The sequence below is a fragment of the Vibrio sp. 1402 genome, assembly GCF_033340275.1.
In genome coordinates, this window is the sequence record NZ_JAWOWE010000004.1 from 159,367 (window position 1) to 183,219 (window position 23,853).

32 protein-coding genes are annotated in these 23,853 nt (G+C 40.9%); 1 reads left to right on the forward strand and 31 read right to left on the reverse strand.

Annotation, left to right across the window (positions count from 1 at the left end):
• Positions 1 to 121 precede the first annotated feature (121 nt).
• The 7 genes from R7044_RS09655 to R7044_RS09685 form a co-directional block, all read right to left on the reverse strand.
• Positions 122 to 598 carry a GNAT family N-acetyltransferase gene (locus R7044_RS09655; protein ID WP_005500215.1) on the reverse strand — a complete coding sequence of 159 codons (477 nt, stop codon included), beginning with the start codon at positions 596 to 598 and terminating at the stop codon, positions 122 to 124.
• 140 nt (positions 599 to 738) lie between these two features.
• Positions 739 to 1,137: a DUF6232 family protein gene (locus R7044_RS09660; RefSeq protein WP_025539256.1), complete on the reverse strand. Its 399-nt coding sequence runs from the start codon at positions 1,135 to 1,137 to the stop codon at positions 739 to 741.
• Between the two features lie 136 nt (positions 1,138 to 1,273).
• Positions 1,274 to 1,576 carry a hypothetical protein gene (locus R7044_RS09665; RefSeq protein ID WP_054730763.1) on the reverse strand — a complete coding sequence of 101 codons (303 nt, stop codon included), beginning with the start codon at positions 1,574 to 1,576 and terminating at the stop codon, positions 1,274 to 1,276.
• Positions 1,577 to 1,722: 146 nt separating this feature from the next.
• Complete coding sequence (locus tag R7044_RS09670) at positions 1,723 to 2,154, reverse strand: hypothetical protein (protein WP_172563191.1); 432 nt, start codon at positions 2,152 to 2,154, stop codon at positions 1,723 to 1,725.
• Between the two features lie 136 nt (positions 2,155 to 2,290).
• Positions 2,291 to 2,644, reverse strand: a complete 354-nt coding sequence (locus R7044_RS09675) for a glyoxalase/bleomycin resistance/dioxygenase family protein (protein ID WP_172563190.1) — start codon at positions 2,642 to 2,644, stop codon at positions 2,291 to 2,293.
• Between the two features lie 50 nt (positions 2,645 to 2,694).
• Positions 2,695 to 3,546, reverse strand: a complete 852-nt coding sequence (locus tag R7044_RS09680; RefSeq protein ID WP_230238872.1) for an IS3 family transposase — start codon at positions 3,544 to 3,546, stop codon at positions 2,695 to 2,697.
• Positions 3,543 to 3,851, reverse strand: a complete 309-nt coding sequence (locus R7044_RS09685) for a transposase (protein WP_004413754.1) — start codon at positions 3,849 to 3,851, stop codon at positions 3,543 to 3,545. Before R7044_RS09685 ends, R7044_RS09680 begins: the two co-directional genes overlap by 4 nt.
• A gap of 316 nt (positions 3,852 to 4,167) precedes the next feature.
• Between R7044_RS09685 and R7044_RS09690 the strand changes: the two genes are divergently transcribed.
• Positions 4,168 to 4,290, forward strand: a complete 123-nt coding sequence (locus R7044_RS09690; RefSeq protein WP_263856996.1) for a hypothetical protein — start codon at positions 4,168 to 4,170, stop codon at positions 4,288 to 4,290.
• Between the two features lie 97 nt (positions 4,291 to 4,387).
• On the opposite strand, the gene R7044_RS09695 is transcribed toward R7044_RS09690, so the two are convergent.
• From R7044_RS09695 to R7044_RS09830, 24 genes are all read right to left on the reverse strand, one after another.
• Positions 4,388 to 4,582: a hypothetical protein gene (locus R7044_RS09695; RefSeq protein ID WP_225455505.1), complete on the reverse strand. Its 195-nt coding sequence runs from the start codon at positions 4,580 to 4,582 to the stop codon at positions 4,388 to 4,390.
• A gap of 763 nt (positions 4,583 to 5,345) precedes the next feature.
• Positions 5,346 to 5,816 (reverse strand): GNAT family N-acetyltransferase, encoded by a 471-nt coding sequence (locus R7044_RS09700; RefSeq protein WP_152815896.1) that lies wholly within the window; start codon positions 5,814 to 5,816, stop codon positions 5,346 to 5,348.
• Between the two features lie 156 nt (positions 5,817 to 5,972).
• Positions 5,973 to 6,251: a hypothetical protein gene (locus R7044_RS09705; RefSeq protein WP_225455506.1), complete on the reverse strand. Its 279-nt coding sequence runs from the start codon at positions 6,249 to 6,251 to the stop codon at positions 5,973 to 5,975.
• A gap of 200 nt (positions 6,252 to 6,451) precedes the next feature.
• Positions 6,452 to 7,048 carry a hypothetical protein gene (locus R7044_RS09710; RefSeq protein WP_069546263.1) on the reverse strand — a complete coding sequence of 199 codons (597 nt, stop codon included), beginning with the start codon at positions 7,046 to 7,048 and terminating at the stop codon, positions 6,452 to 6,454.
• Positions 7,049 to 7,255: 207 nt separating this feature from the next.
• Complete coding sequence (locus R7044_RS09715; protein ID WP_225455507.1) at positions 7,256 to 7,468, reverse strand: hypothetical protein; 213 nt, start codon at positions 7,466 to 7,468, stop codon at positions 7,256 to 7,258.
• A gap of 254 nt (positions 7,469 to 7,722) precedes the next feature.
• Positions 7,723 to 7,938: a hypothetical protein gene (locus tag R7044_RS09725; RefSeq protein WP_047517973.1), complete on the reverse strand. Its 216-nt coding sequence runs from the start codon at positions 7,936 to 7,938 to the stop codon at positions 7,723 to 7,725.
• Positions 7,939 to 8,623: 685 nt separating this feature from the next.
• Positions 8,624 to 9,340: a riboflavin synthase subunit alpha gene (locus R7044_RS09730; protein ID WP_225455508.1), complete on the reverse strand. Its 717-nt coding sequence runs from the start codon at positions 9,338 to 9,340 to the stop codon at positions 8,624 to 8,626.
• 152 nt (positions 9,341 to 9,492) lie between these two features.
• Positions 9,493 to 10,086, reverse strand: a complete 594-nt coding sequence (locus R7044_RS09735; protein ID WP_213987838.1) for a hypothetical protein — start codon at positions 10,084 to 10,086, stop codon at positions 9,493 to 9,495.
• 123 nt (positions 10,087 to 10,209) lie between these two features.
• Positions 10,210 to 11,643, reverse strand: coding sequence for a hypothetical protein (locus R7044_RS09740; RefSeq protein WP_225455509.1), 1,434 nt, complete (start codon positions 11,641 to 11,643; stop codon positions 10,210 to 10,212).
• Between the two features lie 229 nt (positions 11,644 to 11,872).
• Positions 11,873 to 12,472, reverse strand: a complete 600-nt coding sequence (locus tag R7044_RS09745) for a DUF4145 domain-containing protein (RefSeq protein ID WP_193268670.1) — start codon at positions 12,470 to 12,472, stop codon at positions 11,873 to 11,875.
• Positions 12,473 to 12,588: 116 nt separating this feature from the next.
• Positions 12,589 to 13,293, reverse strand: a complete 705-nt coding sequence (locus R7044_RS09750; protein ID WP_225455510.1) for a class I SAM-dependent methyltransferase — start codon at positions 13,291 to 13,293, stop codon at positions 12,589 to 12,591.
• Between the two features lie 168 nt (positions 13,294 to 13,461).
• Positions 13,462 to 13,908 carry a GNAT family N-acetyltransferase gene (locus R7044_RS09755; protein WP_078231703.1) on the reverse strand — a complete coding sequence of 149 codons (447 nt, stop codon included), beginning with the start codon at positions 13,906 to 13,908 and terminating at the stop codon, positions 13,462 to 13,464.
• Between the two features lie 133 nt (positions 13,909 to 14,041).
• A complete protein-coding gene (locus R7044_RS09765; RefSeq protein WP_225455511.1) occupies positions 14,042 to 14,659 on the reverse strand; it encodes an SLATT domain-containing protein in 618 nt (205 codons plus the stop codon).
• Positions 14,660 to 15,352: 693 nt separating this feature from the next.
• Positions 15,353 to 15,595: a hypothetical protein gene (locus tag R7044_RS09770; protein WP_225455512.1), complete on the reverse strand. Its 243-nt coding sequence runs from the start codon at positions 15,593 to 15,595 to the stop codon at positions 15,353 to 15,355.
• Positions 15,596 to 15,759: 164 nt separating this feature from the next.
• On the reverse strand, positions 15,760 to 16,350 hold the full coding sequence (locus R7044_RS09775) for a hypothetical protein (RefSeq protein ID WP_225455513.1): 591 nt from the start codon (positions 16,348 to 16,350) through the stop codon (positions 15,760 to 15,762).
• A gap of 139 nt (positions 16,351 to 16,489) precedes the next feature.
• The gene (locus R7044_RS09785) at positions 16,490 to 17,197 is read right to left on the reverse strand and encodes a hypothetical protein (RefSeq protein ID WP_025628562.1); all 708 of its coding nucleotides are present in this window, start codon (positions 17,195 to 17,197) and stop codon (positions 16,490 to 16,492) included.
• Between the two features lie 155 nt (positions 17,198 to 17,352).
• Positions 17,353 to 17,748, reverse strand: a complete 396-nt coding sequence (locus R7044_RS09795) for an ACT domain-containing protein (protein ID WP_225455514.1) — start codon at positions 17,746 to 17,748, stop codon at positions 17,353 to 17,355.
• Between the two features lie 152 nt (positions 17,749 to 17,900).
• On the reverse strand, positions 17,901 to 18,377 hold the full coding sequence (locus R7044_RS09800) for a hypothetical protein (RefSeq protein WP_140341218.1): 477 nt from the start codon (positions 18,375 to 18,377) through the stop codon (positions 17,901 to 17,903).
• A gap of 126 nt (positions 18,378 to 18,503) precedes the next feature.
• Positions 18,504 to 19,046: a GNAT family N-acetyltransferase gene (locus R7044_RS09805; protein ID WP_031841509.1), complete on the reverse strand. Its 543-nt coding sequence runs from the start codon at positions 19,044 to 19,046 to the stop codon at positions 18,504 to 18,506.
• Positions 19,047 to 19,756: 710 nt separating this feature from the next.
• Positions 19,757 to 20,395: a class I SAM-dependent methyltransferase gene (locus tag R7044_RS09810; RefSeq protein ID WP_042524094.1), complete on the reverse strand. Its 639-nt coding sequence runs from the start codon at positions 20,393 to 20,395 to the stop codon at positions 19,757 to 19,759.
• 137 nt (positions 20,396 to 20,532) lie between these two features.
• The gene (locus R7044_RS09815) at positions 20,533 to 20,955 is read right to left on the reverse strand and encodes a hypothetical protein (RefSeq protein ID WP_081235040.1); all 423 of its coding nucleotides are present in this window, start codon (positions 20,953 to 20,955) and stop codon (positions 20,533 to 20,535) included.
• A gap of 709 nt (positions 20,956 to 21,664) precedes the next feature.
• A complete protein-coding gene (locus tag R7044_RS09820; protein WP_009705222.1) occupies positions 21,665 to 22,081 on the reverse strand; it encodes a hypothetical protein in 417 nt (138 codons plus the stop codon).
• A 134-nt stretch (positions 22,082 to 22,215) separates the two neighbouring features.
• A complete protein-coding gene (locus R7044_RS09825; RefSeq protein WP_225455515.1) occupies positions 22,216 to 22,545 on the reverse strand; it encodes an MFS transporter permease in 330 nt (109 codons plus the stop codon).
• A 137-nt stretch (positions 22,546 to 22,682) separates the two neighbouring features.
• On the reverse strand, positions 22,683 to 23,294 hold the full coding sequence (locus R7044_RS09830; RefSeq protein ID WP_225455516.1) for an SLATT domain-containing protein: 612 nt from the start codon (positions 23,292 to 23,294) through the stop codon (positions 22,683 to 22,685).
• Positions 23,295 to 23,853 lie beyond the last annotated feature (559 nt).

A 23,853-nucleotide genomic window follows, 5' to 3' on the forward strand; every position in this document is an offset into this window, starting at 1 on the left:
CGCATAACGCCCTGTTAAGGGGTGAGCAATGCAATACCGAAGCAGCCGCATACCACCTTAATCACTAAAACCAACGCATAGTGAAAATGCCACGCGTTGCGAATCCCTCTTGAACAGTTTGTTAGGTGCGTAGCCAAAGTTGGTAAAAGTCGGTTTCATCGTGCTTGGGATTCTTGCGCACGAACTCCCAACCATGGCGCTTGTAGAATGTGAGAGCTCTATGGTTAGTTCGGCTTACTGAAAGTACAGCACGCAAACAACCCGCTGTACTCAATGCGCTTACAATATAATCCTGCAATTTTGCAGCGAGACCTGAACCACGAAAATTCGGCTTTAAGTAAATGAGATGCACATAGCCAGTCTCCGGCTCGGGTGAAAAGCTACGAAACTCTAACTGCCCTGCAAACTGACCATCCACAAATATATGGATATAGAACCATCCTGATGTTGCTAGCCGGTCTAATACTCGTTCACGATAACCACTGATGAAGTCGTCGAAACCATCGTAATGCCCAAAACTACAAAAGTATGCATCTTTTCTCGCAGCTACGCACAATTCGAAATCATCAATGTTTATCTGCTGAAAAGCAATTTCCATACTTACCTTTTCCTTCAAGCACCTAACGCCTTGTTAAGGTGTGAGGCACGCAATACCGAAGGTTCCGCATAACACCTTAACTACTAAAGCCAACGCATAGTAAAAATGCCACGCGTGCCGAATCACTCTTGAACAATTTGTTATACGAATTTCTTCAGTGCCAACACTTGCTGTTCAAATAACTCACAATCTGACTTTGAGTATGACTTAGCGACATTAACCCATTGAACGCCCGTTTCATCTATGTGACGAAACTCGACTTGAAGTGCATATTTAGAACAACGAAAAAGAGCAAAAACCAAACCTACAACCGTCAGACTAAGAACTAAAACTAGTAGCCATTGTGGCACCTCTTCCAACCTTGGAATAACTAACCAAACTGCCCCTGAAAAAACACATACCCAGAATAAAACTTGACCTAAATTATCAAGAAAACTTAACTTTTTAACCCTAACATTGTTTATCTTAGACAAAGGATATGAGTCTTTCTTAAACCTGAACTCTTTTGAATCCAAGTTAAAATCATTACTTTTGTACATAATTTCCCTCTATTCGTATAACGCCGCGTTAAGTAGTGAGCAACGCAGACCACCGACCTAAAACATTGTGCCGTAAACACTAAAGCCGATTAAAACCAAAAATGCCACGCGTTGCGAATCTGCCTTAAACGCTTTGTTATACGTTTATATTTCTGATGATCTTATTGCAAGCACTAACAACATCGGAACGATAAAACTTCATCGTTTCAACTAGCTCTTTATCAGCTTTTACGAGAAACTCCTCTGAGCAATTCAAACGAACATGATTAAGTGGTAAATGGTCCGTCTCCGATGCTATGAGACCAAATACGTGGTAATCAGTGTTCCAGCATTGCCCATACATTTCGTTTCCAATACGCGATAATGCAATTATGTTTTCTATATAATTATCATCTGTTTCGAGTAGGTTCTTTGCTAGTTTAATCGCTTCTTCAGACATTTTCTTGCCTCCGATCTTCCCAAAACGTATAACGCCCTGTTAAGGGGTGAGCAACGCAATACCAATGCCGCCGCATACCACCTTAAACACTAAAATCAACGCAAAGTAAAAACGCCACGCGTTGCGAATCCCTCTTGAACAGTTTGTTAGCTTGCTGCTTTCCCCAGAAGTTTATTATTTATTTCAACGACTCCGAAGAATAAGATTATCCCTATACCTCCATTTAACACAGCCAAAGCCGATGGAATAAAGAAGGTTGAAAGCTCTTTAGCATTCACCGCAGGCACCAATATGAACTTAACGTTGCATAAGTACCAAAGTAAAACAGGTAACACCGAATAAGTACACCCTAGAACACGGCTAGACAGGCTTAAACTTGATTCCTTCAAAAACGCAAACACAAATCGAAATACCGTAAAAAACCCAGCACTACCTAGCAAGAAGGTACCCAGCACACCGACAGCAAAACCAATAATTAATAGGTTTTCGCTTATATATAATTCCTGTAGTGCGGTAATGCCTAACAGCAAAGAAATAATTGATGTTACTCGGTAAGCCTTAATTTGTCTGATTCTCATTATCTCTCCCCAGAAAGCTAACGCCGCGTTAAGGGGCGCAGGCACGCAATACAAAAGTAACCGCATGACAACTTAACCACTAAACTCAACGCAAATTAAAAATGCCACGCGTGCCAAGTCCCTCTTGAACGCTTTGTTATGTGGCTTTGCCTCTCAAGCCAATTAAGTTGCCAAATGGGTCTTCAACTTGACACATTGAAAGCCCATTTTCTATTTCCATTGGGCCTCGGTAAAGCTTTGCACCAAGAGCCTCAAAGTATGCTAATGACTTGGATAAATTGTTTACTGACCAATAAAGAACAGTTCCATTTTTACCAGAGCCCACTTTTTCATCAGCTTGTACTATTTCAATAGAAAAGCCATTGAGGTCTAATACCGTAAAATCAAAATTTGAGTGGTAGACAGGCGTCGCTTCAGGAAAGGCCTTTTGATGCCAATCTAATCCCTGCTCTACATTAGGGACATGAACAAGAACTGCTGCTGGGTTCATAAATTCTCTCCTGCCACTGGTGTACCCCACAAAAAGTAGACAGTACATAACTACATACTTTCGTACTCAACTGGGCTGACATGCCCCAACGCTGAGTGTCTTCTTCTGCGATTGTAAAATACCTCGATGTATTCGAAGATGCCCATTCGGGCTTCTTCGACAGTTTGATAGTCTTCTGCGTATATCAGTTCGACTTTCAGTCGACTGTAGAACGACTCCATCACCGCATTATCCCAGCAGTTACCCTGCCGACTCATGCTCGGTACACCTCCATGCTTGCGCATGAAGTCTTGATATTTGTAGGCTCTGTATTGTACACCACGGTCTGAGTGGATAATGACGCCCTTAGGCGGCTTACGTGACTCAAACGCCATTTTTAGAGCGTTAGTGATTAGCTCGACGGTCATCGTTGTCCCAAGCGACCAACCCACAATGCGTCTTGAATGCAAGTCCATCACTGTCGCTAAGAAGAGCCAACGGCTCTTCACCCAGATATACGTAATGTCCGTAACCCACTTCTGATTTGGTGTCTCGGACTCAAAGTCTCTACGCAGTAAATTGTCGGCAACATTCGTCATCGCAGCTACATCCTTGCTGTATTTAAACCCTTTGCCATTACGTGCCCTGATACCTTTTTCCTTCATGATATCAGCGACATAATTCACGCAGCAGGCATGGCCTGCTTCGTTTAGCTCTTCTGCTATTCGCACTGAGCCGTAACGTGCCCGATATTGGGCAAAGGTACACATGACGAGCTGTTCAAAGCGCTTTCGCCGCTTTGAACGCTCACTCGGCGTATGATGACACCACTTATAGTAACCGCCTCGACTCACCTCTAACGTACGGCACATTAAGCTAATGGAGTACTCACCGACATAGCTTTCAATGAACTCGTACTTCACTCTTGCTGCTTCGCGAAGTACGCCGAGACCTTTTTTAGGAATTCCATTTCATCTTTGAGTCTCTTGTTCTCGCGCCTTAGCGCTCGAAGCTCTTCGGACTCTTTCTTCGAATAGTCGACACCATCTAAGGTGTTAAACTGTTTATCAGATAGGCGTGTGAACTGGCGCTTCCAGTTCCGGATCTGCTGAGCACTGATACCCAGTTCCTTGGCAACGGAGACGGCTGTTCGGCCAGGAAGACTGGCCAAGCGAACTGCTTCTTTACGGAACTCTTCGGTGTACGCTGGATTACGATGTTTAGCCATAAATCACCTCTCAATTAGACCCTAGATCTAACTTAGTAAAGTGTCTACTAAACGTGGGGTACTCGGCCACATAACGCCCTGTTAAGGTGTGAGCAACGCAATACCGATGCTCCCGCATGCCACCTTAAACATTAGACGCAACGCATAGCAAAAATGCCACGCGTTGCGAATCACTCTTAAACAGTTTGTTATGTGCTCGTTTTCGAACAATAAAGACACCTGCTTTAGTATACAGTACTGATTTTACACCCAGCTAAGCCACTAGTATAATACGCCAAGCAATTTTGCTAACCATCAGCTTATAGAGGTGACATATATGAGCATTAAACGTGGACCAAAACCTAAAGCGATATCTACTGGAAAAACAGACCAGAGACGTCGTGTTACTCCAGAAAACAAGTCCAAACATCCAAGTTTGAAAACACACAACCATAAGTAACCTAATGAGAAAGCCCTTATTAAGGGCTTTTAGCTACCAATTTGTCGTAAACTTAAAAGTCATTCACTATATTGCCAAAACAGACACTCTAGCGGCTTTAAGATTCTAGTTTTGATAACTGGTTTTCGAGATCTGCGATTTCAGACTGTAGAGAGCTCACAAAGACTTTTGAGACTTCCGCGATAGAGCTTTTGTTATACTTACCTCTGTTCCAAGCAGTATTTTCAGACTGCGCTTTGAGAAGTTGCGCCTCTTTACTTTCAATCTTTTCCAACAACTCTTCTTTAGTCATTTAAATGTCTCAATGCGATTAAGTTTGTAACTGTAGATATGGAGATAATTTACTTAAAATCAATAGGTAATGGGAAAGAAGAGCACATAACGCCCTGTTAAGGTGTGAGCAACGCAATACTGAAGTCGCTGCATACCACCTTAAACATTAAAACCAACGCATAGTAAAAATGCCACGCATTGCGAATCACTCTTAAACAGTTTGTTATGTGCGTGCTTAAACTGAACACCTTTGCTCACAGAACAGCAAATCGATATAAGAGGCGACCGCAACTGGACCAAAATAGAGTTCATGAGCGAAATAAAAAAGTACACTTTTGGAGACTTTCTTCTTTAAAAGCACTTTAACCATAAGAAGTGTGACAATGATGTATACGATGGCAACTTACATTCTATCCCTACATGTAGCCTGACCATGAACTATTCAAGCGACGAAATTTCGCAACCCGAACAATCAAGATGTTGGAAACGCAAAAAAGATATACAAGGCTGCACCAAATACCGAGCCAGCCATAAACAAACCCAACTTTATTGCAGTACTTTTATTCGATTCCTTTTTGGACATAGTAATTCCTTTTACTAATTTAAAATGACTTTCATGCACATCTATTAGTCATCAACACCAAAGCACATAACGCCTTGTTAAGGTGTGAGGCACGCAATACCGAAGCTTCCGCATACCACCTTAACCACTAAAACCAACGCATAGTAAAAATGCCACGCGTGCCGAATCACTCTTGAACAATTTGTTATGTAGCCGACTTTCAGGGTAGTGCTTTCTGTCCAATTTGGATTTTGGGCGCAATACCAGCTTTGCGATACAAAGCTAGAGCAGATTCATTGAAAGAATATACTTCTAACCACAGCTCTTCTCCGCCGTTAGAAATAGCCCTTTCCTCAAATGCCTCTATTAGCGCCCGTCCAACCCCCTGACTCCTAAAGCATGAATCCACAACAATCTGTTCAACGCTTGCGATCTTTCGCTGTTTGAGTGTCCAAGACTTACGAACCCATAGCTCACCAAAAACAAAACCTACTAACTGCCCATTACTTTCGGCTACCAGAAAAATCGAGCTTTCACTTTTGATTATCTTGTGTAGGTCTATTTTTTGTTCAATTTCTTCCGGTGATAAAAAGTCATCAGGTAAATTTGCTTGATGATACTCATTAAGCTGAAACTGTAGTTTCTTGATAACACTGATATCTTCAATGCGAGCTTGCCGAATATTTAACATATATAAATCCTTTTAACTTACCGTCCTCTCGCGGCTACATAACGCCCTGTTAAGGGGTGAGCAACGCAATACAAAAGCCGCCGCATACCACCTTAAACACTAAAACCAACGTGTAGTGAAAATGCCACGCGTTGCGAATCCCTCTTGAACAGTTTGTTAGGCGACATTTCTACGTTTAACTTCTTTCTCATACGAAGATTCGTTGTATAACCAGATAGCCCAAAATGTGAAAAACATCCCGATCGCGTAAATTGAGTAATTAAGAGCATTATCCGATAAGAAAATCGTAATGCTTGCCGCATTAGAAGATGGGTAAAAGAAAGTAACATTAAAAATCATGTACAAAATGGCTGTGACGAAAGTGGTTCTAAAAAGCCAATTTAAACATCCTTTCTTTCGAGATTTTTGCCAATTATCAAATGCTTTACCATTCATTAATCCACTCCTTTTCTGTTAACTGAAGCTAGATTCACGCCAAGATACTACCCACTAGTCTATCGTTTGTCTCATGTCGCCTAACGCCGCATTAAGGTGTGAGCAACGCTACCACGAAACTAAACCAGACCACTGTAAACACTGAACTAAACGATAGAATGAAAAATGCCAAGCGTTGGGAATCACTCTTAAATGCTTTGTTATGCTTTGGACAACGCAGGCCAACCAAATCTGCTACGCCACGCCTGTTCTATTGCAACACGTCCTGTTTTTGAATCGCATAAACGCTTGATTTGAAGCTTGTCTTCATTAGATAGGTCATCATCGAGATCTAGGTGTTGCTTCAGGAACATATGAACAGTCCATCGTTCAGCAGAAAGACTATCATAATGCTTGATACCAAGAGCTCCTGTCCTATCATTTGATACGGAAAAATGAGACCTAATTCGGCTTATGACATTTGACTCATGTCCATTATATATAACTTTAGTTTCCAGTTTATTGTGAACAAGTTCCCCACCAAACAACATTTCGTTTTCTGTAAAAACTGCACCAAAATTACATGCATTTAATGGTAATTGTTCTGGTCTTTGTATCGACTCCAGCTCACTTAGGAGGCTACTATCAACTGAAAACCAATACCAACCAGGCCTATCCTTTCCAGTGACCCATTTATCGGGGTAATTATCGTTAAACCATGCGTACAAGAATGTGTTGTCATCCCATGCGTCAGACTCACCAAAATTGATCTCATGGCTATTGTTCCATATATATTCAACCACTTGTTCAAGATTCACTTACTTACCTCCGATGCATAACGCCGCGTTAAGGGGTGAACAACGCAAGCCACCAAACCTAAATTATTGTGCCATAAACACAAAAGCTAAACTTAAAACCAAAATTGCCAAGCGTTGAGAATCCCTCTTGAACGCTTTGTTATGTTCGTAGCTATTTGAAGCCACTGATATTTACAAAACTATGTCTGGTCGATGCAACAAACTTGCTCACGCTAGGTACTGCAACACTTCAATTTGAATGTCTCTCAGTAAATTTTGAGTATGCTCCGACTGTAAATTAAGTTCGCACCAGCCATCAGTTCCCATATATTCAGCAGAAATATAGCTGATATTTTTAATACCACTTTCATTATTGAGGATTCCAGATAGTCGGAAAATACCTAACTTTGTGTGGACTCTGCTAATTTTGAAGTTTTCCATAAACCTCCAAGAACATAACGCCCTGTTAAGGGGTGAGCAACGCAATGCCGAACCCGCCGCAGACCACCTTAAACACCAAAACCAACGCATAGTGAAAATGCCACGCGTTGCGAATCCCTCTTGAACAGTTTGTTATGTGTGTTATTTTCGCTTGCCATTCCGGTCTTTGGTAACGCGAATGCTAAAGGCTTTTAGTTTATCAGACTCTACTACCTGCATTATTGTAAGACGATCGGAGCTTGTATAATTCAGCTTTAAGCAAGCTTAAACTCTTTCACTTCAAGTTTTTCTACAACAAGAACAACGTCTCGATTCTCAGCATCCTTTACCAAAGCTTCCTCTTCTGGGTCACTTGAGTCGAACCACTCAAGGTTTGAACCAAGCTCGTTGATATTATCAAGTACCCATACTTCCCCATCTTCCAGAAAAGTAACTGAAATTGGAAACTTGGGTTTATTCTCTAACTTCATGATGGAATTCCTCAACACACATAACGCCTTGCTAAGGTGTGAGTAACGCAATACAAAAGCTACCGCACGACGCCTTAATCACATAAGCCACCGCAAAGTAAAAATGCCACGCGTTACGAATCACTCTTAAGCAATTTGTTAGTACATGCGCCACTTCTATTTATGCGCTCCAAGATATTGAAAACTGAGATGATATGAAAGGCTTTGAACACTGAAGTGAGACGGGTAGCTACAAAACTTTACCCCGTCGGGAAGACGAACGTTGGCTAGAAGAAAAACGTACTGAACTCCCCTACTTTTACTGACTTCAAATTGAAAAAGGATTCGATCCTCGCACTTCGACGGCAACGCCAAAGAAAGACAATTCTGACTTAGTAAAAACCATGAAAAAGAAGAAGCGTCAAAGAAATAGACTAAGAGTTAGAAACCGTAAACGGCGAAATCAAAGCAAACACTCCGCATATAGTGCCACCGGAAAGAACGTGAAAGGCACTAACTGAAAGGTGTAAAGACGAGCACCAAAACAGATAAACACCAAAACTGATGACATTTAATGCCAAACCCGTACTAACGCCCTGTTAAGGTGTGAGCGACGCAATACCGATGCCGCCGCATACCACCTTAAACACTAAACACAACGCATAGTGAAAATGCTACGCGTTGCGAATCACTCTTAAACAGTTTGTTAGTTCTTTGAACCACTGAGTGCCTGAGGTTTATAGCCTAGTGAATCCAAATCAACACCTTGCTCTAAAAGGAGTTTTTCAAACAATGGTAATAGTGGTCCAAGGTTTTCATTTAACGTGTCACGAACCGTATCAACAACTACTTGGGTACCACGCTCGATTTCTATATTGATAAAGTCACCACTGGCTTTTGATTCGAAAACAGTCATTCTACGAGTCTCAGGAATAAGCCAAACTTCAAACCAACCTTCATGCTTATTTACGTCAGCTACAGTCAAGCTCGCTCCATTTAGAGCTATATAACCTTTAGGGAAAACGTATCTTTTCCAAGCATCAGGGAGTGCTAAGCGAACACAATAGTTATCCTCAATTTGTTTTACGTCGACGATAGCTACATTAAAGTCCACATGACCAGATAGCGGGTGACCGCCAATTTCTGCCCCATCTTTTGCGGCTCTCTCAGCGTTAACTAATTGGGATGAGCAATACTTACTCAGAGTTGTGATCAAGAGGCTTTGCAGCATTACGTCGAACTTAACACGAACATCTGACTGTATTTCAGTGACTGTCAGACACACACCGTCAATAGCAATACTTGCCCCAATTTCTAGATCAGTACAAAACCCTTTAGGGAAGTCGATAACAAAAGTTCTAATCCCTCTTTGATCTGTCACATCAACAATTTCGGCTACCGCCTGAATTATGCCTGTAAACATACTTACTCCACTGATATTAAAACAACTTTGAGAACTAACGCTCTGTTAAGGTGTGAGCGACGCAATACCGAAGCTGCCGCATACCACCTTAAACACTAAAACCACCGCATAGTAAAAATGCCACGCGTTGCGAATCGCTCTTAAACAGTTTGTTAGGTGATTTTTGTAACCAAATAGACAATACCAGTTAGTCCTACAATCAAAAATGGCACACATAAGAATACTGTTAACTTGAATGCCAACTCACCAGTCTTAACTCGCTCCCATTCCTTTTTAAGGATTTGGGAAGCGATTTTTTGTGCTGATATTGCACATTTTTTGCAACTTTCAAAATCTTGGCTATCTGCCATACACGAAACGTTATTTAGCCATGATAAAAACTCGTTGTTTAAGTTACGTAAACTCGCATTTTTATCATTTTTATTAATTCTTAGCGAAATTGTAACTCTCAATCGCATTATTTTTTGAAAGCTGTCCAAAATTTCTTTTTCTTTGATTTTGATTTCTGCTTTATTTTTTTCTGAACCATTTTGTATCAATTCAGCTCTTTCTTTATTCAAATGGCTGACAAGCATACTTGTACTGAGTAGTTCCGCAGTCTCATCCCGTAACTTATCAATCCATTGCTGCCTAAACTCGGATGTCTTAGCATGCTTTGTATTAAGCATATTGAAGAAAGCAAATGCTGCTGTTACCCACGCAGCAATCACACCAACTATAGCTGTATATATTTTTGGATCATCCAACTTAAATACTCCAATGTACCTATCACCTAACGCCGCATTAAGGTGTGAGCGACGCTTGGCTATACTTGAGCGAAGCGAAACTGCCAAGCGTTGCGAATCACTCTTAAATGCTTTGTTAGGTGATTAGTTCACCAATTGTTTCCAAAACTCTCTTAACAGAGGGAATTCTTGGGAGCCTTGGTTATCTATGTACTCATTCACCAAGCATTCAAGATCACCGTCATCTAAAGCTATAATAAACCCACGTTGATCTCGTGCTGTATCCACGCAACGTTTGTACAGTAGCTTCTTATTTTCGATAGAACGACATATAAGAATTCCTACCTTACCTCGACTTGGGGAGAATCGCCCTGACAATTGGTCTACTTCTGGATTAGCTACTTCTTTTCCGTAGTTCTTACACTCAACAAATATCTGTGGAGCTGGGTAATGCATTGCCAGCCAATAGAAAAAGCCACCTTTGGCTTCATTGGTGTAAGTGATGTCAATTCTCTTGCGACCACCATGAATTTTGTGCTGTTTCGTCGGATTGCACAACGAAGGATACAAAACTACTGAAAGGATTTTTTCAATAATGTCTTCGTACGCCTCTGCTGTCTCTCTGCCGACAGGCAGAGATTTGAGCTCTGCGAGCAACTCTTCAAGGTCTGGTTTATCTATCTGCTCTAGTTCAGAAAACTGTTCATGAGAAAGAGGGCTCGAAGGACTGTCTGCTTTAGCTTCACGATATTCATCCAAGACATATGGTTTTAAAATCGTCTGTTCAACTACGGCAAGTTTATCTTTGCCATATTTCTCCATTAGTGCCTTTTTAGTGACTCGCTGAGAACCGTTTTTAAGAGTTTCTACAAGCGATGTCTGGTTTCTAAGGTGCTCTGACTGCATTTGTGGAAGCAAGTAGTATCTATAGTATTCATCATATTGAAAACTAAGACGGCTGCGCACTAGAACCTTAGGAACCAAGATGACTTTACCATAATCGGTTATAGGTAAATCAACAAACTCGTTTTCCCAGATTTCTTTCTGAGGATTCCATAAGGGACCTGAAGCAACGTTAGGTGTTAAAGGAATACCATAGTATCGGCACATGTCCTGAGTATATTTGATCAGAGAACGGCGAAGAATGTTGCAAACAGCATCAGAAATCATGTCAGTGCCGATACCATGAATAAGTAAGGCTGTATCTTCTAGGTCTTGAAGTAAACCAGAGGTTGCAGCTTTACTCTTTGTTAATGCATCCCATACAGAGTCGGCTGATTCGTCCCCAAAACCATGACCCCGAGATTTACCAACAGAGTAGCCCAGGTGAAATTCATTACCCTCGCTTAATGACGCTAAAAGCTTTTTAGCCCTCTGATTCTCACCATTTTTTATTAACTTAAGGACCGTTTCAAAAAACGATTGGAGAAAAGAAGAAAGCTCATTCCCCCAAGAAGAGTCTAATGATTTTATTGCGTTAGGATCCAAAAACACTGCTAAATCTGTATCTAAAGGAATGTCCACAAAGTCTAGATATGCTTGTGTTCGATTAATGTTGAAATACTCTGAAACCCTCATTTGAACTCCTAGAAAGAATGGGCAACGTATCTCATATGGAGGCTTTATCCGCGCAAATAAAGGGGTTATGGTGATTATTTTTGTTTGCTGTGCGCTGCTTCACCTAACGCCCGCTTAAGTGGTGAGCAACGTACCACAGAACTCAACCACTACACCGTAAACACAAAAGCCAAATCAAACCAAAACCGCCGAGCGTTGCGAATCCGTCTTAAAGCGTTTGTTAGGGCAATTAGTTACTGTATTGTTTGTACATGTATTCCATTTCGTAAACTAAACGTAGCAACTCAGCAGTGAACATTACCGTACTTTGCGCCCTTTCCTTCTCTGGACTTTCCAATCTATGCGTTGACTTATTGCCGTGCTGTCGAATTAAGTCAACCCATCCCTTCATTGGAGGAGTTACATAGCCACTTGTTTCCAAATAGTCTAAATACTTAGCAAAAGACTCGCCCTCTTTTGCACCTTTATCGACAGCTACATGCATTAAAATTTTACGACAGATCAATTCAGCGGCTGTAAAAGCATTTACTTCCATACAACGTCGAGCTTCAGAATAACTAGAGCCAACTTCTTCTGGTAAACCTTGTACTACAGGTCCAAATTGAGTGCCAGGAAATAAAGAATGGTTAAACTTTGCTGACGGACGAGTACAGTTAGGACATAGAAGCCACTTACTAAGCTGAGTGTGACCAAAGTTATCACGCCAATCATAATTTGCTATTACAGCCCCACTAACTTTGGTAGCACAATGACCACATGTATATGTCTCCCAACTATCCTTACTACTTCCATCTTGGCGAGTAATATATCTGTGCCCTTGAAAACTCATTACTTCCTCCGAACTCTTTGAATTGCCCTAACGCCGCATTAAGGTGTGAGCAGCGCTTGGCTATACTTGAGCGAAGCGAAAACGCCAAGCGTTGCGAATCACTCTTAAATGCTTTGTTATGTGCGCACTTTTTCACACCTGAAGAATATGAAGTTCGGATTATTCTTTAGGTCATTGTACGTAGATTCGGAAATATTTTTCGCCTTTTCGTCAATTTTACCTTCGCTGATTCTTGATATAACCAGACCCGAGTTCGTAATTGCTTGGCTAATTTCAGCTAACGAACGGCGATAGAATTGTACTTTCACTGGCGAACCAACCGTATTCCACTCCTCTTCGACCAACTCACGCTCGAAATAGTTACCTGACTTTGAGCACTCAAAATCAGCAAAAGGGTGATGCGTCGAAAAAACCATGTAGCCACCCGGTTTCAAGACCCGATGAACCGACTCGAAAATTGGTGTCAGGTCTTTAATGTAATGTAGGACCAAAGGACAAATTATTACGTCTGCACTATTATCTACCTCAAGGGGTAGTCCTTCGGATAGATTCTGACAGTATGCATTAACCTTTGAACCAAACTGATTTTTAACTAGGCCTACCATCTCTTCTGAGCTATCCGTACAAGTCAGTCGGCTTACTGACTGTTCAAGCAACCATCGAGCATATTCACCAGGACCACAACCCATATCAATAACGCTTTTGCCTTGTAGATCTCCCAACAAAGCCATCGTTGATGGACGCTCCAGTAAAGCATTGTAAATATTGTCTTTTACTACTTCAGCATACTTAACTGCATGTTTCGTATACATTTCTGACATTAGATTCACCTACAAGAGTCAAAGATGGAAGGATAGCACATAACGCCCTGTTAAGGGGTGAGCAACGCAATACTGAAGCCGCCGCATACCACCCTAAACGCTTAAACCAACGCATAGTGAAAATGCCACGCGTTGCGAATCCCTCTTGAACAGTTTGTTATGTGTGTACTAAAGTTGTGCGTACAATCTCAGCATGTCTTTGTGTTGAATACCATTTTCATAGATTGGCTCTGGATAATTCAGCAAAAAGTAATTTTTGACGATTGAGTCAACCCTAAAGCCAAGACGCTGATAATAAGTCAGTTGATAACCAAAGGTGCCTGTACCCAGTTCAACACGAGAGATTCCTTTACTTGATAACTGAGACAGAACCGATTTAAGCAATTCAGAACCAACACCTTGACCTTGTAACTTTGGATATACAGAGACATTGAATATCTCAGCAAGGCTATTGGTTTGTGGTTTCACTATGCAAGCTGCTAAAACACGCCCATTATCTAGTGCAGCGAAGCACCATGAATCGGATAAATATGAAGAAATACTCGCTTCAGATGGATCGGCTTCAAGCAGCAAATCTAGCGGAATCTGGCTACTTTTGACTTCGATATATTGCATTTTCCCTCCAAGCACATAACGCCCTGTTAAGGGGTGAGCAACGCAATACCGAAGCCGCCGCAGACCACCTTAAACACTAAAACCAACGCATAGTGAAAATGCCACGCGTTGCGAATCCCTCTTGAACAGTTTGTTAGCTGACTGGCAGCGTATTTAGATAGGTATTCCAACATGACCATGCTAGCAAGCTAATGGAAGATAGAATAATTAGTAGATAACCAAGGTATTGTGTCACCACCAACCTAGTAAAGTGATACTTATGCTCAATGCCGGTTGTAGCTGAAACATAGTAGTCGATCTGATCGTGAACTAAGTTTCTATCAAGTATCCCAGAATAACGTTTAGAGTTGGTTTCATACAATGCCTGTTGTTCTTCTGTTTCTTCCGAAGTTGCACAGTCTTTGTCTTTTAAATGACGAAAGGATATACGCAACTCGTTAATTTCCATCGCTTGCCTACGAAAATTGTCTGACCTAAGCGAGAAGTCACTTTTCTGAACGACTACCGAGATCACCATAGCAAATACTGAAAGTGTTGTTATGGCAAAATCTAAAAAACGCTCGTACTCAATAATGAAATGATTATCTGCATATAACTGAGTAATTAAAGAAATCACTATCAAACTAAACGCTAACGTAGTCAATGACCACAAAGACAAGGTATTGTGCGTATCAAGCCTGCGTGCAGCGTGGAAACAACTTTCCTTAGTAATGCCTGTTCGTCTGTACAAGTTTTGAACTTGTGATTTCATAGTTTTCCTTTTTACTTTCGTATTATTTTGATGAAGACAGCTAACGCCTTGCTAAGGTGTGAGTAACGCAATACAAAAGCTACCGCAGAGTAAAAATGCCACGCGTTACGAATCACTCTTAAGCAATTTGTTAGTACATGCGCTACTTCTATTTATGCGCTCCAAGATATTGAAAAGTCGCATGATATGAAAGACTTTGAACACTGAAGTGAGACGGGCAGCTACAAAACTTTACCCCCATTGAGGGACGAGAGTTAGCTTGAAGAAAAACACACTGAACTGCCCTACTTTTACTGGCTTCAAATTAGAAAAGGATTCGATCCTCGCACTTCAACAACAACACCAAAGAAAGACAATGCTGACTTAGTAAAAGCCACGAAAATGAAGAAGCACCAAAGAAATAGACTAAGAGTTAGAAGCCGTAAACGGTGAAATCAAAGCAAATACTCCGCATATAGTGCCACCGGAAAGAACGTGAAAGGTACTAACTGAAAGGTGTAAAGACGAGTGCCAAAACAGATAAACACCAAAACTTATGACCTTTGATGTCAAACCCGTACTAACGCCGCATTAAGGGGTGAACAACGCCACCACCAAACCTAAACCATTGTGCCGTAAACACTTAAGCTAATTCAAACCAAAACTGCCAAGCGTTGTGAATCCCTCTTGAATGCTTTGTTAGCCTTATTATTTTCAATGCTTCTCTACTTTGCTGCATTTGTCACAACGGTATAGTTTTTCTTTAGCAATATAGTAAGAAGAGCCAACTAAACTTCGCCAAAAAACTTCGAAAGAGAAGCCAAGCGCCCGGATAAATGAAAACGCACTTGGCTTCTCTTTACTTTGTTCATCATCGTTAAATGTTGAAATCAAAGTATGAGGAGTTAATGCATTACAAGATGAACAGTTTAGTGGGTATTTTTGGTACTTATTCATGTACATTTCCTCTATTTGATTCTACATGCTTGGTGAGAGGGCTAACGCCCTGTTAAGGTGTGAGCAACGCAATACGGATGCCACCGCATATCACCTTAAACACTAAAACCAACGCATAGCAAAAATGCCACGCGTTGCGAATCACTCTTAAACAGTTTGTTAAATTACAATTCTTCAGCTGACACAGACTCCCCAAGAAGCCCCCTAAATTCGAGCTCGAGGTCTGTCAATGCCTCTGAAAGTTTACCTTGTACCCTGTTAAATTTGTCTTCATGAGAATAGGCATACCCATGGTATTCAAGTTCGCCAATAGTACTTTCGAGCTCTACTTGAAAGCGGGTTATCTTACGAGCAACTTCATAGTTAATGTAAATTCTGTTGTGGGGAAAATACGCGTAAAGATCAACCACTGCCTTTTTTGCAATTTCTACATTTTTGTCCAGTTGATCATCAGGTTCAAAGGCTAAATGCTGAACGGCATTATAAGCAGTACGCAATAACGAATAGGTTTGAGATATGACGTCAATTCGTCGTTCATGAAGTCGCTGGAATTTAAACTGATGTTCAAACGATAACTTACTCAGTTCATCACGATACTTTTCTAACTCAAGTTCATATTTAGTCCTTTCAGCTCCAAGTATACGCTGTGCCCAAACCTTTCCTAAAAATGAACTTAAACCTAAGATTAGTATTGAGCCACCGCCAATGGAAACCAATGCCGCTGATACTATATTTAATGCATCTTCGAAGTTCATATTGCCTCTTGTAATTTAACGCCCTGTTAAGGTGTGAGCAACGCAATACCGATGCCGCCGCATACCACCTTAAACACTAAACGCAACGCATAGTAAAAATGCCACGCGTTGCGAATCACTCTTAAACAGTTTGTTAAAACTAATTTTCCGCTTGTGCTCTAGCTTCTTCTACATAGTTGTATAGGTCTCTCATGTTTCCATGAGTTTCTCTACTAGGGTCTTTGAAGTAGTTAACCAACTCTTCATATTCTCCCCATGCAGAATAATCATATGTTGTGGCACAACCGCATCGAGGTTGTGTAGGTCTAAAACATGACCAAATGTAGCTAAAAATATCAGTACCAGTGACGAAGTAACTTTGAGTTCGATTTTGGTTGTTCGTTTCCGGTTTAAACATTAATGCAGACACGACATAATTAGTACCATCGATACCAAGACGACTTGGTGTTGAATGGGTAAAATTCTGATGTTGAAAGAGCCCATGAATTGATTCGGCTTGGGAATCAACCTGTTCAGCAGGAATAATACCTATCCGCTTAAATACTTTCTTTGTAACTTCAATATTGCTTCTAATAGCATCATTAAATTGCAATAGCTGACCGTGAGACTTCACTTCGCCAACAAATACATGGATGCTACCATCTTGAATTTGCAGCTTTTCACAAACAGCGACTTCTCGTTCACTTTCTGTATGGAAAGGAAAACGAACACCAATAACATCTGTTTCAGCAAGGTTGTCGCCATGTATATTACTATGAGCAATAAACCCATCAGTAATAAATCCATTCAATCTTAAATAGAGTCGAACAATTTTTTCTTGTAAATTTGATTTTTCTTTGATTTCCAATGTACTTTCCAATTAGTTTTAACGCCCTGTTAAGGGGTGAGCAACGCAATACCGATGCTGCCGCATACCACCTTAAACACCAAAGCCAACGCATAATAAAAATGCCACGCGTTGCGAATCCCTCTTGAACAGTTTGTTAGCAATATGACTCAACCTTAAGCACTGAACTCTTCTAACGCTGAAACTGCTGCCTCAGCTTTGCTACTTTGAACGAAAATATGATCGTGATAATAAGCTGCAATTACATTAGCACTGATGCCCTTTGACGCGAGTTTACTCGCAACTGCTGCTGTAAGACCAACAGCTTCCAAGCTAGAGTGAACCGTCAAAGTGATTTGGCTATACGTACCTTCAAACGACAAAGCAGCTTTCTCTGCAACTGACTTTTCAAGAACCAAAGTTAAGCCCTCAGATTCAGCAAACGTAGCTACTGGATTTAACTGAGCATAGTCTGCAAGCTGACCTGAAACAGTACAAAATACAAACTCTGATTCTACTAATTTTGGACTCATCGAACGTAACAGTTCATCTAAATCTGTAATCCCTGTCATATTGACTTCCTCTTAATATTGCTAACGCCGCGTTAAGTGGTGAACAACGCGACCACCTAACCTAAACCATTGTGCCGTAAACACTTAAACAGAATTAAACTGAGAATGCCAAGCGTTGTGAATCCGTCTTAAACGCTTTGTTAGGCGAATTTTTACCCATCCCACTTGAAAACACATCCATCATGCACTTTTACTTCTCCAGGTTTACCCTGATTCAAAACACCACCAGACATTTGTAGATGCCCTTGGTTCGTATCTATATGCAGCAAGAAAGATATGGCATCTATTTGACGACTAGTTTTAGGAACAGCTGTCGCCAAAAAATACATTCCTGATATTCGACCAGATACAACATACTCATCTTTCTTACCATCATCTACATGATAGTAACTCCCAGAGATACGGTCCCCGTGCTGAGTTAAATGCATTTTCATGTCTTCATCTTCGAAATTGATGTCAGATATTTTAATCAATGACCAAGCACCATCGACGCGAACACCTCTGTAGATTTTGTCTTCATACCAAGGAAGTACAACTCGACGAACAAATTCACTTAACCCAATAAATAGTCCAGTAGCCAATAAAGAGCTAATAATGCCAATAGCAACTGACAACATGTAATTTTCCATTAATTCTCCTAACGCCCGCTTAAGTGGTGAGCAACGCAATACCGATGTTTCCGCATACCACCTAAATCACTAAAGTTGCCACAAACCACAAATGCCACGCGTTGCGAATCCGTCTTAAAGCGTTTGTTAGGCTTCCAGCTCACGATATAGCACTAAGCAATTGTATTCTTTGCCGAATTCTATTTCTTGATCGAAAGCTCGAATTTGCGTAAAACCTTGTCTGTACCAGAACCTAAAAGCAGAAATGTTTTCTGCATAAACATTTAAACCTACGTTTTGTAGATTTGCGTACTCACAGGCTACGGCAATAACACTACTAACTATTTCTGAACCCAAGCCTTTACCTTTAAAACTCGGTAAAATTGTTAACATAGGAAGCCAAAGTGTGCCAGTTGACGGAGCATGAAACTCCATCTGTATATAACCAACCACTTGACCTTTCTTTGTGCTAATTTTTCTTAGGTAAAATGCACCTTGCTCGTCAGATAATTTTGACTTGTTGCTTTCAGCTATTAATTTTTCATACTCGGTGATAGACCATTCCCTAAACGTTGGGTCCATTGCTTTTACATTTAAGTTACTGTCAAAGATTGACTTGGCTAGCTCCGCCTCATCACTTGAAAACTCAGTGAAAACCAAATTTTTGGATTCCCATTGTGGTATCAACACTAACAAATTCCTCCTTGAAGCCTAACGCCTTGCTAAGGTGTGAGTAACGCAATACAAAAGCTACCGCACAGCGCCTTAATCACATAAGCCACCGCAAAGTAAAAATGCCACGCGTTACGAATCACTCTTAAGCAATTTGTTAGTACATGCGCCACTTCTATTTATGCGCTCCAAGATATTGAAAATTGGGATGATATGAAAGGATTTGAACGCTGAAGTGAGACGGGCAGCTACAAAACTTAAACTCGGCTGAGAGACGAGAGTTGGTTAGGAGAAAAACGTACTGAACTCCCCTACTTTTATTGAATTCAAATTAGAAAAGGATTCGATCCTCGTACTTTGATAACAGCACCCAACGAATGCCAAGATTAACTTAGGAAGTACAGCAAAAACGAAGAAGTACCAAAGAAATAGGCTAAGAGTTAGAAACCGTAAAAGATGAAATCAAAGCAAACACTCCGCATATAGTGCCACCGGAAAGAACGTGAAAGGCACTAACTGAAAGGTGTAAATACGAGCGCCAAAACAGATAAACACCAAAACTGATGACCTTTGATGTCAAACCCGTACTAACGCCTTGTTAAGGTGTGAGGCACGCAATACCGAACCCTCCGCATAACACCCTAACCACTAAACCTGACGCATAGCAAAAATGCCACGCGTGCCGAATCACTCTTGAACAATTTGTTAGCAGTTTTTTCTACACAAAATTATGCTTTTATCGCATACACCGTTATGTGGTTTGAAGTTTCACGCTCATAGACACTGACATGAAGCACTTGGAACCCTGCTTTCTCTAGTTCAACAACTAGATCACTTTCAGAGGTAACATGACGATATGGACTGCCATCCCTATAAGTTTCATAGCTAATTTCATTTTTAGAGCACAAGCTACTGACAAAAAATACCCCGTTTTCAGACAGTGAACGATAAACATGACTCAAAAATATGACTCGATCTGCACCGATAATGCAATGCAAGCAATTACCGTCAATAACAACATCATAACGTTCTGGAAGTTCAAGAGACGCTACCGTTAGGTCCGCTAAATAATAATTACCCTCGACTCCTGTTGCTCTGGCTTTTTCCTTTGCCCATTCAATTGCGGTTGGTGAAATATCTATACCTGCCACCTCAAAGCCTAACTTCTGGAAAGCTCTGCAATGATGTCCTTCACCGCAACCTAGTTCGAGCAGTTTACCTTGCACCGTTCGTTTAAATAGCTCGAGAAAACGCTCAACTAAAACTGCTTTAGACATTCGCTCGTTGCCACCCCAACCTTCCCAGCCAGCTTCGCGAGCTTCAACATACATGTCTTCATGAACTTGGTAGTTTTGTTTCATATTCATCCTTGACTGCTAACGCCTTGTTAAGGTGTGAGGCACGCAATACCTAAGCCTCCGCATACCACCTTAACCACTAAACCTAACGCATGGTAAAAATGCCACGCGTGCCGAATCACTCTTGAACAATTTGTTAGAAGCCATCACTTCGCAGTATCTAGCATTGAAAAAACACTTGTTTTCAGTTCCGCAGTGCTCAAATACGTATTTGTTTGGGGCTCAAAAGTCATAGCACTATAGCCCTCGGATAATAAATACGCTGTTGAAAGAGCTGATGTCATTTCAGAGAAATCACCTCCCCACCTCAGAGTAACTACCACCGGTTGTTGATATTGCTGTGCGTCAACAGAAGACAATTTGATTGAGGCTGTGTCATATGCAGATGTATGAATTTCCAAACCTGACTGTCTACCCGCCACTTTGGCTGGTAGATACCCCTTAATATCTCGAAGCTCGATACCAGCTTCATAAACTATCGGAATCGATACTTTCTCTGCCAGTTCATTCATTTGAGAAGTGTTTGGCAAGGTTTCTAATGCCAAAACTACAAATAATTCCATTGCCATTTTAAGTTACCTAAGTTTGAGTGGCTTCTAACGCCGCGTTAAGTGGTGAACAACGCAAACCACCAAACCTAAGCCATTGTACCTTAAACACTAAATTCAATTTAAACTAAGAACGCCAAGCGTTGTGAATCCGCCTTAAACGCCTTGTTAGGCGAAGTTTTCCTCCAGTGTTTAAGTTGTTTTGAAAGCAGATTACCCGAAACCCTATAACCAACCAAACACCCACTCACTTTTTGTGATTCAAGAACCATAAGAGCCACTATGTTTCAGCCAAGGTTTCAACAACCACGAAATGCGAATTTGCAGCGACTAAGTAGCTTTTGAACCTGAGAAACTAATAGCTACGAGCTAATAGCAAAAACGAAAGCTACGATTGACTTGCCTTTGCCGCACTTTAAGCCAGTGAAACTTGCCACCAACCGACACTAAAAACCAATGAGGCAGCCCACGAATTTTGGCATGTGTTACGGTTGGAGATATTCAAGAATTTGAGCCGACAATGCTAAGTTGCCGAAATAGAAAGACGAACTGCTAAATGGAACTAAGAAGATGAGAACAAAGAACTTTCCTGCCCGTCGCCTAACGCCCTGTTAAGGGGTGAGCAACGCAATACCTAAGTCGCTGCATACCACCTTAAACACTTAAATCAACGCATAGTAAAAATGCCACGCGTTGCGAATCCCTCTTGAACAGTTTGTTATGTTCAAAACTAACGGATATCACTAAGATTTAGCTCAGAAAAATCAGATACATTCCAAGACCACTTTACATTCAGGTTACAATTGAGCTCCTTAATTTTTGAGCTTTCTAAATCGTTCAGTTTTGTGAGTTCCGTGATCTCAATTGGTTTTAGTTCATAAAACCAATTATTTTGCGTTGCTTTAGCCAGTGCTAGATGTACGGCTCGATATTTCTCTTGCCCCTTAGTTGTCCTTCTAGGAAGACCTGAAAGTATCCTTCTAACGTTGTTAACGTAGTCATTTAAACGTTTCTTCCCTCGTTTGGTTTGCCCCACGTAACGATATTCATTACCTACATCATCAACAACTCTGGCGAAGTAAACTAAGCCTTTACCTTCTGTTAAATCTAATTCGTATGGATTGCTCCATTCCAACATAGTATTCAAATACTCCTCCTTGAACATAACGCCCTGTTAAGGTGTGAGCAACGCAATACCGAAGCCGCTGCAAACCGCCTTAATCACTAAAATCAACGCATAGTAAAAATGCCACGCGTTGCGAATCACTCTTGAACAGTTTGTTATAAAACAATTCTCACCACTGGCTCAATGACAAAATATACCAACCCAATCACAGCAAAGATAAACGACCACTGGGACAAACTGTTGAAACGTCGTAGCAACCAATATTTAGAGAGTTTTTCAGTAACATCTAGTTCTCCGTCGAAACCATAGTAAACCATTGCAAAAATAGCGTTTAAAGCTAATGCTAAGGCAAATGACAACGTAGAAAAGGCTAACGAGTAGTTTGAAACAATCAGGTCAACCTTATCAATGACTGCTAGAAAGTAGGCAAAACTTGCGCCAGTAAAAGCAGTATGAATCCACTTACCATATTCAGATTTTTCCATGTTTGCCCTCTTGTTTTATAACGCCGCGTTAAGTAGTGAGCAACGCTACCACGAAACCTAACCATACCACCGTAAACACAAAACCCAACGATGAAAAGAAAAATGCCATGCGTTGGGAATCTGTCTTAAACGCTTTGTTATGAAGCAGGGTTGAGTGATGCAAATACAATATAGAGCACATACCCTACAAACAACCACGCTGGAAAATACAGCATTAAGCCTTTAAGTTGATGATACCAAAACTTCACACTGAACCAGATATAGCCAAAATACTCTGCGAACTCAGTTGGCTTAACTTCAAGTTTCGTCGCGTAATAGTCTACGATTTCATGATTTTCATATTTCTCAAGAATCGCATAGTATTCTTCAACTAACTCCGAATATTGGGTTTCAGTACAAGAACGGATATATGGTTTTAGTTTGCGTGCGAACTTACCAAGCTCAACGCCATTTCTTTGCATTGCTTCAGAGCGAGAAATGAAGTTTTCTTGCCCTAGCAATAAAGAGTAAACAAGAACTAATACCGCCAAAATAGATTGAATAAAGTTAAGTTGCTGATTATCAATTCCAATAGCTAAACCCCAAGCCTGAGCCATGGGAATGATTAACAAAGCTATTGATATAAAAGCTACTGTCCACTGAGAAACTCGATGGTGAAATTTAAACCTTAAACTAGCTCCGTAGCGAGAAGATGTCGTCATTTTTACTCGACGAAGCAATTCTTCAACATCATTATCCAACTCTTTCACGTACAGATTTCCTCTTGCTTCATAACGCCGCATTAAGGGGTGAACAACGCCACCACCCAACCTAAGCTATTGTGCCGTAGACACTTAAGCTAATTCAAACCAAAACTGCCAAGCGTTGTGAATCCCTCTTAAATGCTTTGTTAGTTGCCAAACCTAAAGCTTTGCTTTGAAGTTGATTACCGCTTTGCCATCGCTGTTTTTACGTGCTTTGAAAAACTCAAATCAGGCGTAGTTTCAAAGCGCCTGTCAATGAAACCACTTGGAATATACAGCGCCGTAGAAAACAGATTAACAACACCAAGAAGCTCTTTTGAAAAGACAATGTCACAGAGCTAACTTTCAACAAGCAAATCGGTTTATGAAATAGAAAATCTAACCACAAAATAAACCAGAATCCGATTTTCGCAAACTCGAATAACTCAAATTTGAAGTACGAAGCCGAACCAAAAATATAAGGAGATTAGCCCTAAACATTTTGTTTTAGCTCCGTTTCTCTCGTTGGCAACTAACGCCGCATTAAGTGGTGAGCAACGCAGACCACTGCGCTTAAAGTATTGTG

Excerpts from the sequence above, each read along its gene's own strand:
- R7044_RS09655 (WP_005500215.1), bottom strand. The coding sequence starts at position 598 with ATGGAAATTGCTTTTCAGCAGATAAACATTGATGATTTCGAATTGTGC.
- R7044_RS09660 (WP_025539256.1), bottom strand. The coding sequence starts at position 1,137 with ATGTACAAAAGTAATGATTTTAACTTGGATTCAAAAGAGTTCAGGTTT.
- R7044_RS09665 (WP_054730763.1), bottom strand. The coding sequence starts at position 1,576 with ATGTCTGAAGAAGCGATTAAACTAGCAAAGAACCTACTCGAAACAGAT.
- R7044_RS09670 (WP_172563191.1), bottom strand. The coding sequence starts at position 2,154 with ATGAGAATCAGACAAATTAAGGCTTACCGAGTAACATCAATTATTTCT.
- R7044_RS09675 (WP_172563190.1), bottom strand. The coding sequence starts at position 2,644 with ATGAACCCAGCAGCAGTTCTTGTTCATGTCCCTAATGTAGAGCAGGGA.
- R7044_RS09685 (WP_004413754.1), bottom strand. The coding sequence starts at position 3,851 with ATGGCTAAACATCGTAATCCAGCGTACACCGAAGAGTTCCGTAAAGAA.
- R7044_RS09690 (WP_263856996.1), top strand. The coding sequence starts at position 4,168 with ATGAGCATTAAACGTGGACCAAAACCTAAAGCGATATCTACTGGAAAA.
- R7044_RS09695 (WP_225455505.1), bottom strand. The coding sequence starts at position 4,582 with ATGACTAAAGAAGAGTTGTTGGAAAAGATTGAAAGTAAAGAGGCGCAA.
- R7044_RS09700 (WP_152815896.1), bottom strand. The coding sequence starts at position 5,816 with ATGTTAAATATTCGGCAAGCTCGCATTGAAGATATCAGTGTTATCAAG.
- R7044_RS09705 (WP_225455506.1), bottom strand. The coding sequence starts at position 6,251 with ATGAATGGTAAAGCATTTGATAATTGGCAAAAATCTCGAAAGAAAGGA.
- R7044_RS09715 (WP_225455507.1), bottom strand. The coding sequence starts at position 7,468 with ATGGAAAACTTCAAAATTAGCAGAGTCCACACAAAGTTAGGTATTTTC.
- R7044_RS09725 (WP_047517973.1), bottom strand. The coding sequence starts at position 7,938 with ATGAAGTTAGAGAATAAACCCAAGTTTCCAATTTCAGTTACTTTTCTG.
- R7044_RS09730 (WP_225455508.1), bottom strand. The coding sequence starts at position 9,340 with ATGTTTACAGGCATAATTCAGGCGGTAGCCGAAATTGTTGATGTGACA.
- R7044_RS09740 (WP_225455509.1), bottom strand. The coding sequence starts at position 11,643 with ATGAGGGTTTCAGAGTATTTCAACATTAATCGAACACAAGCATATCTA.
- R7044_RS09745 (WP_193268670.1), bottom strand. The coding sequence starts at position 12,472 with ATGAGTTTTCAAGGGCACAGATATATTACTCGCCAAGATGGAAGTAGT.
- R7044_RS09750 (WP_225455510.1), bottom strand. The coding sequence starts at position 13,293 with ATGTCAGAAATGTATACGAAACATGCAGTTAAGTATGCTGAAGTAGTA.
- R7044_RS09755 (WP_078231703.1), bottom strand. The coding sequence starts at position 13,908 with ATGCAATATATCGAAGTCAAAAGTAGCCAGATTCCGCTAGATTTGCTG.
- R7044_RS09765 (WP_225455511.1), bottom strand. The coding sequence starts at position 14,659 with ATGAAATCACAAGTTCAAAACTTGTACAGACGAACAGGCATTACTAAG.
- R7044_RS09770 (WP_225455512.1), bottom strand. The coding sequence starts at position 15,595 with ATGAATAAGTACCAAAAATACCCACTAAACTGTTCATCTTGTAATGCA.
- R7044_RS09775 (WP_225455513.1), bottom strand. The coding sequence starts at position 16,350 with ATGAACTTCGAAGATGCATTAAATATAGTATCAGCGGCATTGGTTTCC.
- R7044_RS09795 (WP_225455514.1), bottom strand. The coding sequence starts at position 17,748 with ATGACAGGGATTACAGATTTAGATGAACTGTTACGTTCGATGAGTCCA.
- R7044_RS09800 (WP_140341218.1), bottom strand. The coding sequence starts at position 18,377 with ATGGAAAATTACATGTTGTCAGTTGCTATTGGCATTATTAGCTCTTTA.
- R7044_RS09810 (WP_042524094.1), bottom strand. The coding sequence starts at position 20,395 with ATGAATATGAAACAAAACTACCAAGTTCATGAAGACATGTATGTTGAA.
- R7044_RS09815 (WP_081235040.1), bottom strand. The coding sequence starts at position 20,955 with ATGGCAATGGAATTATTTGTAGTTTTGGCATTAGAAACCTTGCCAAAC.
- R7044_RS09825 (WP_225455515.1), bottom strand. The coding sequence starts at position 22,545 with ATGGAAAAATCTGAATATGGTAAGTGGATTCATACTGCTTTTACTGGC.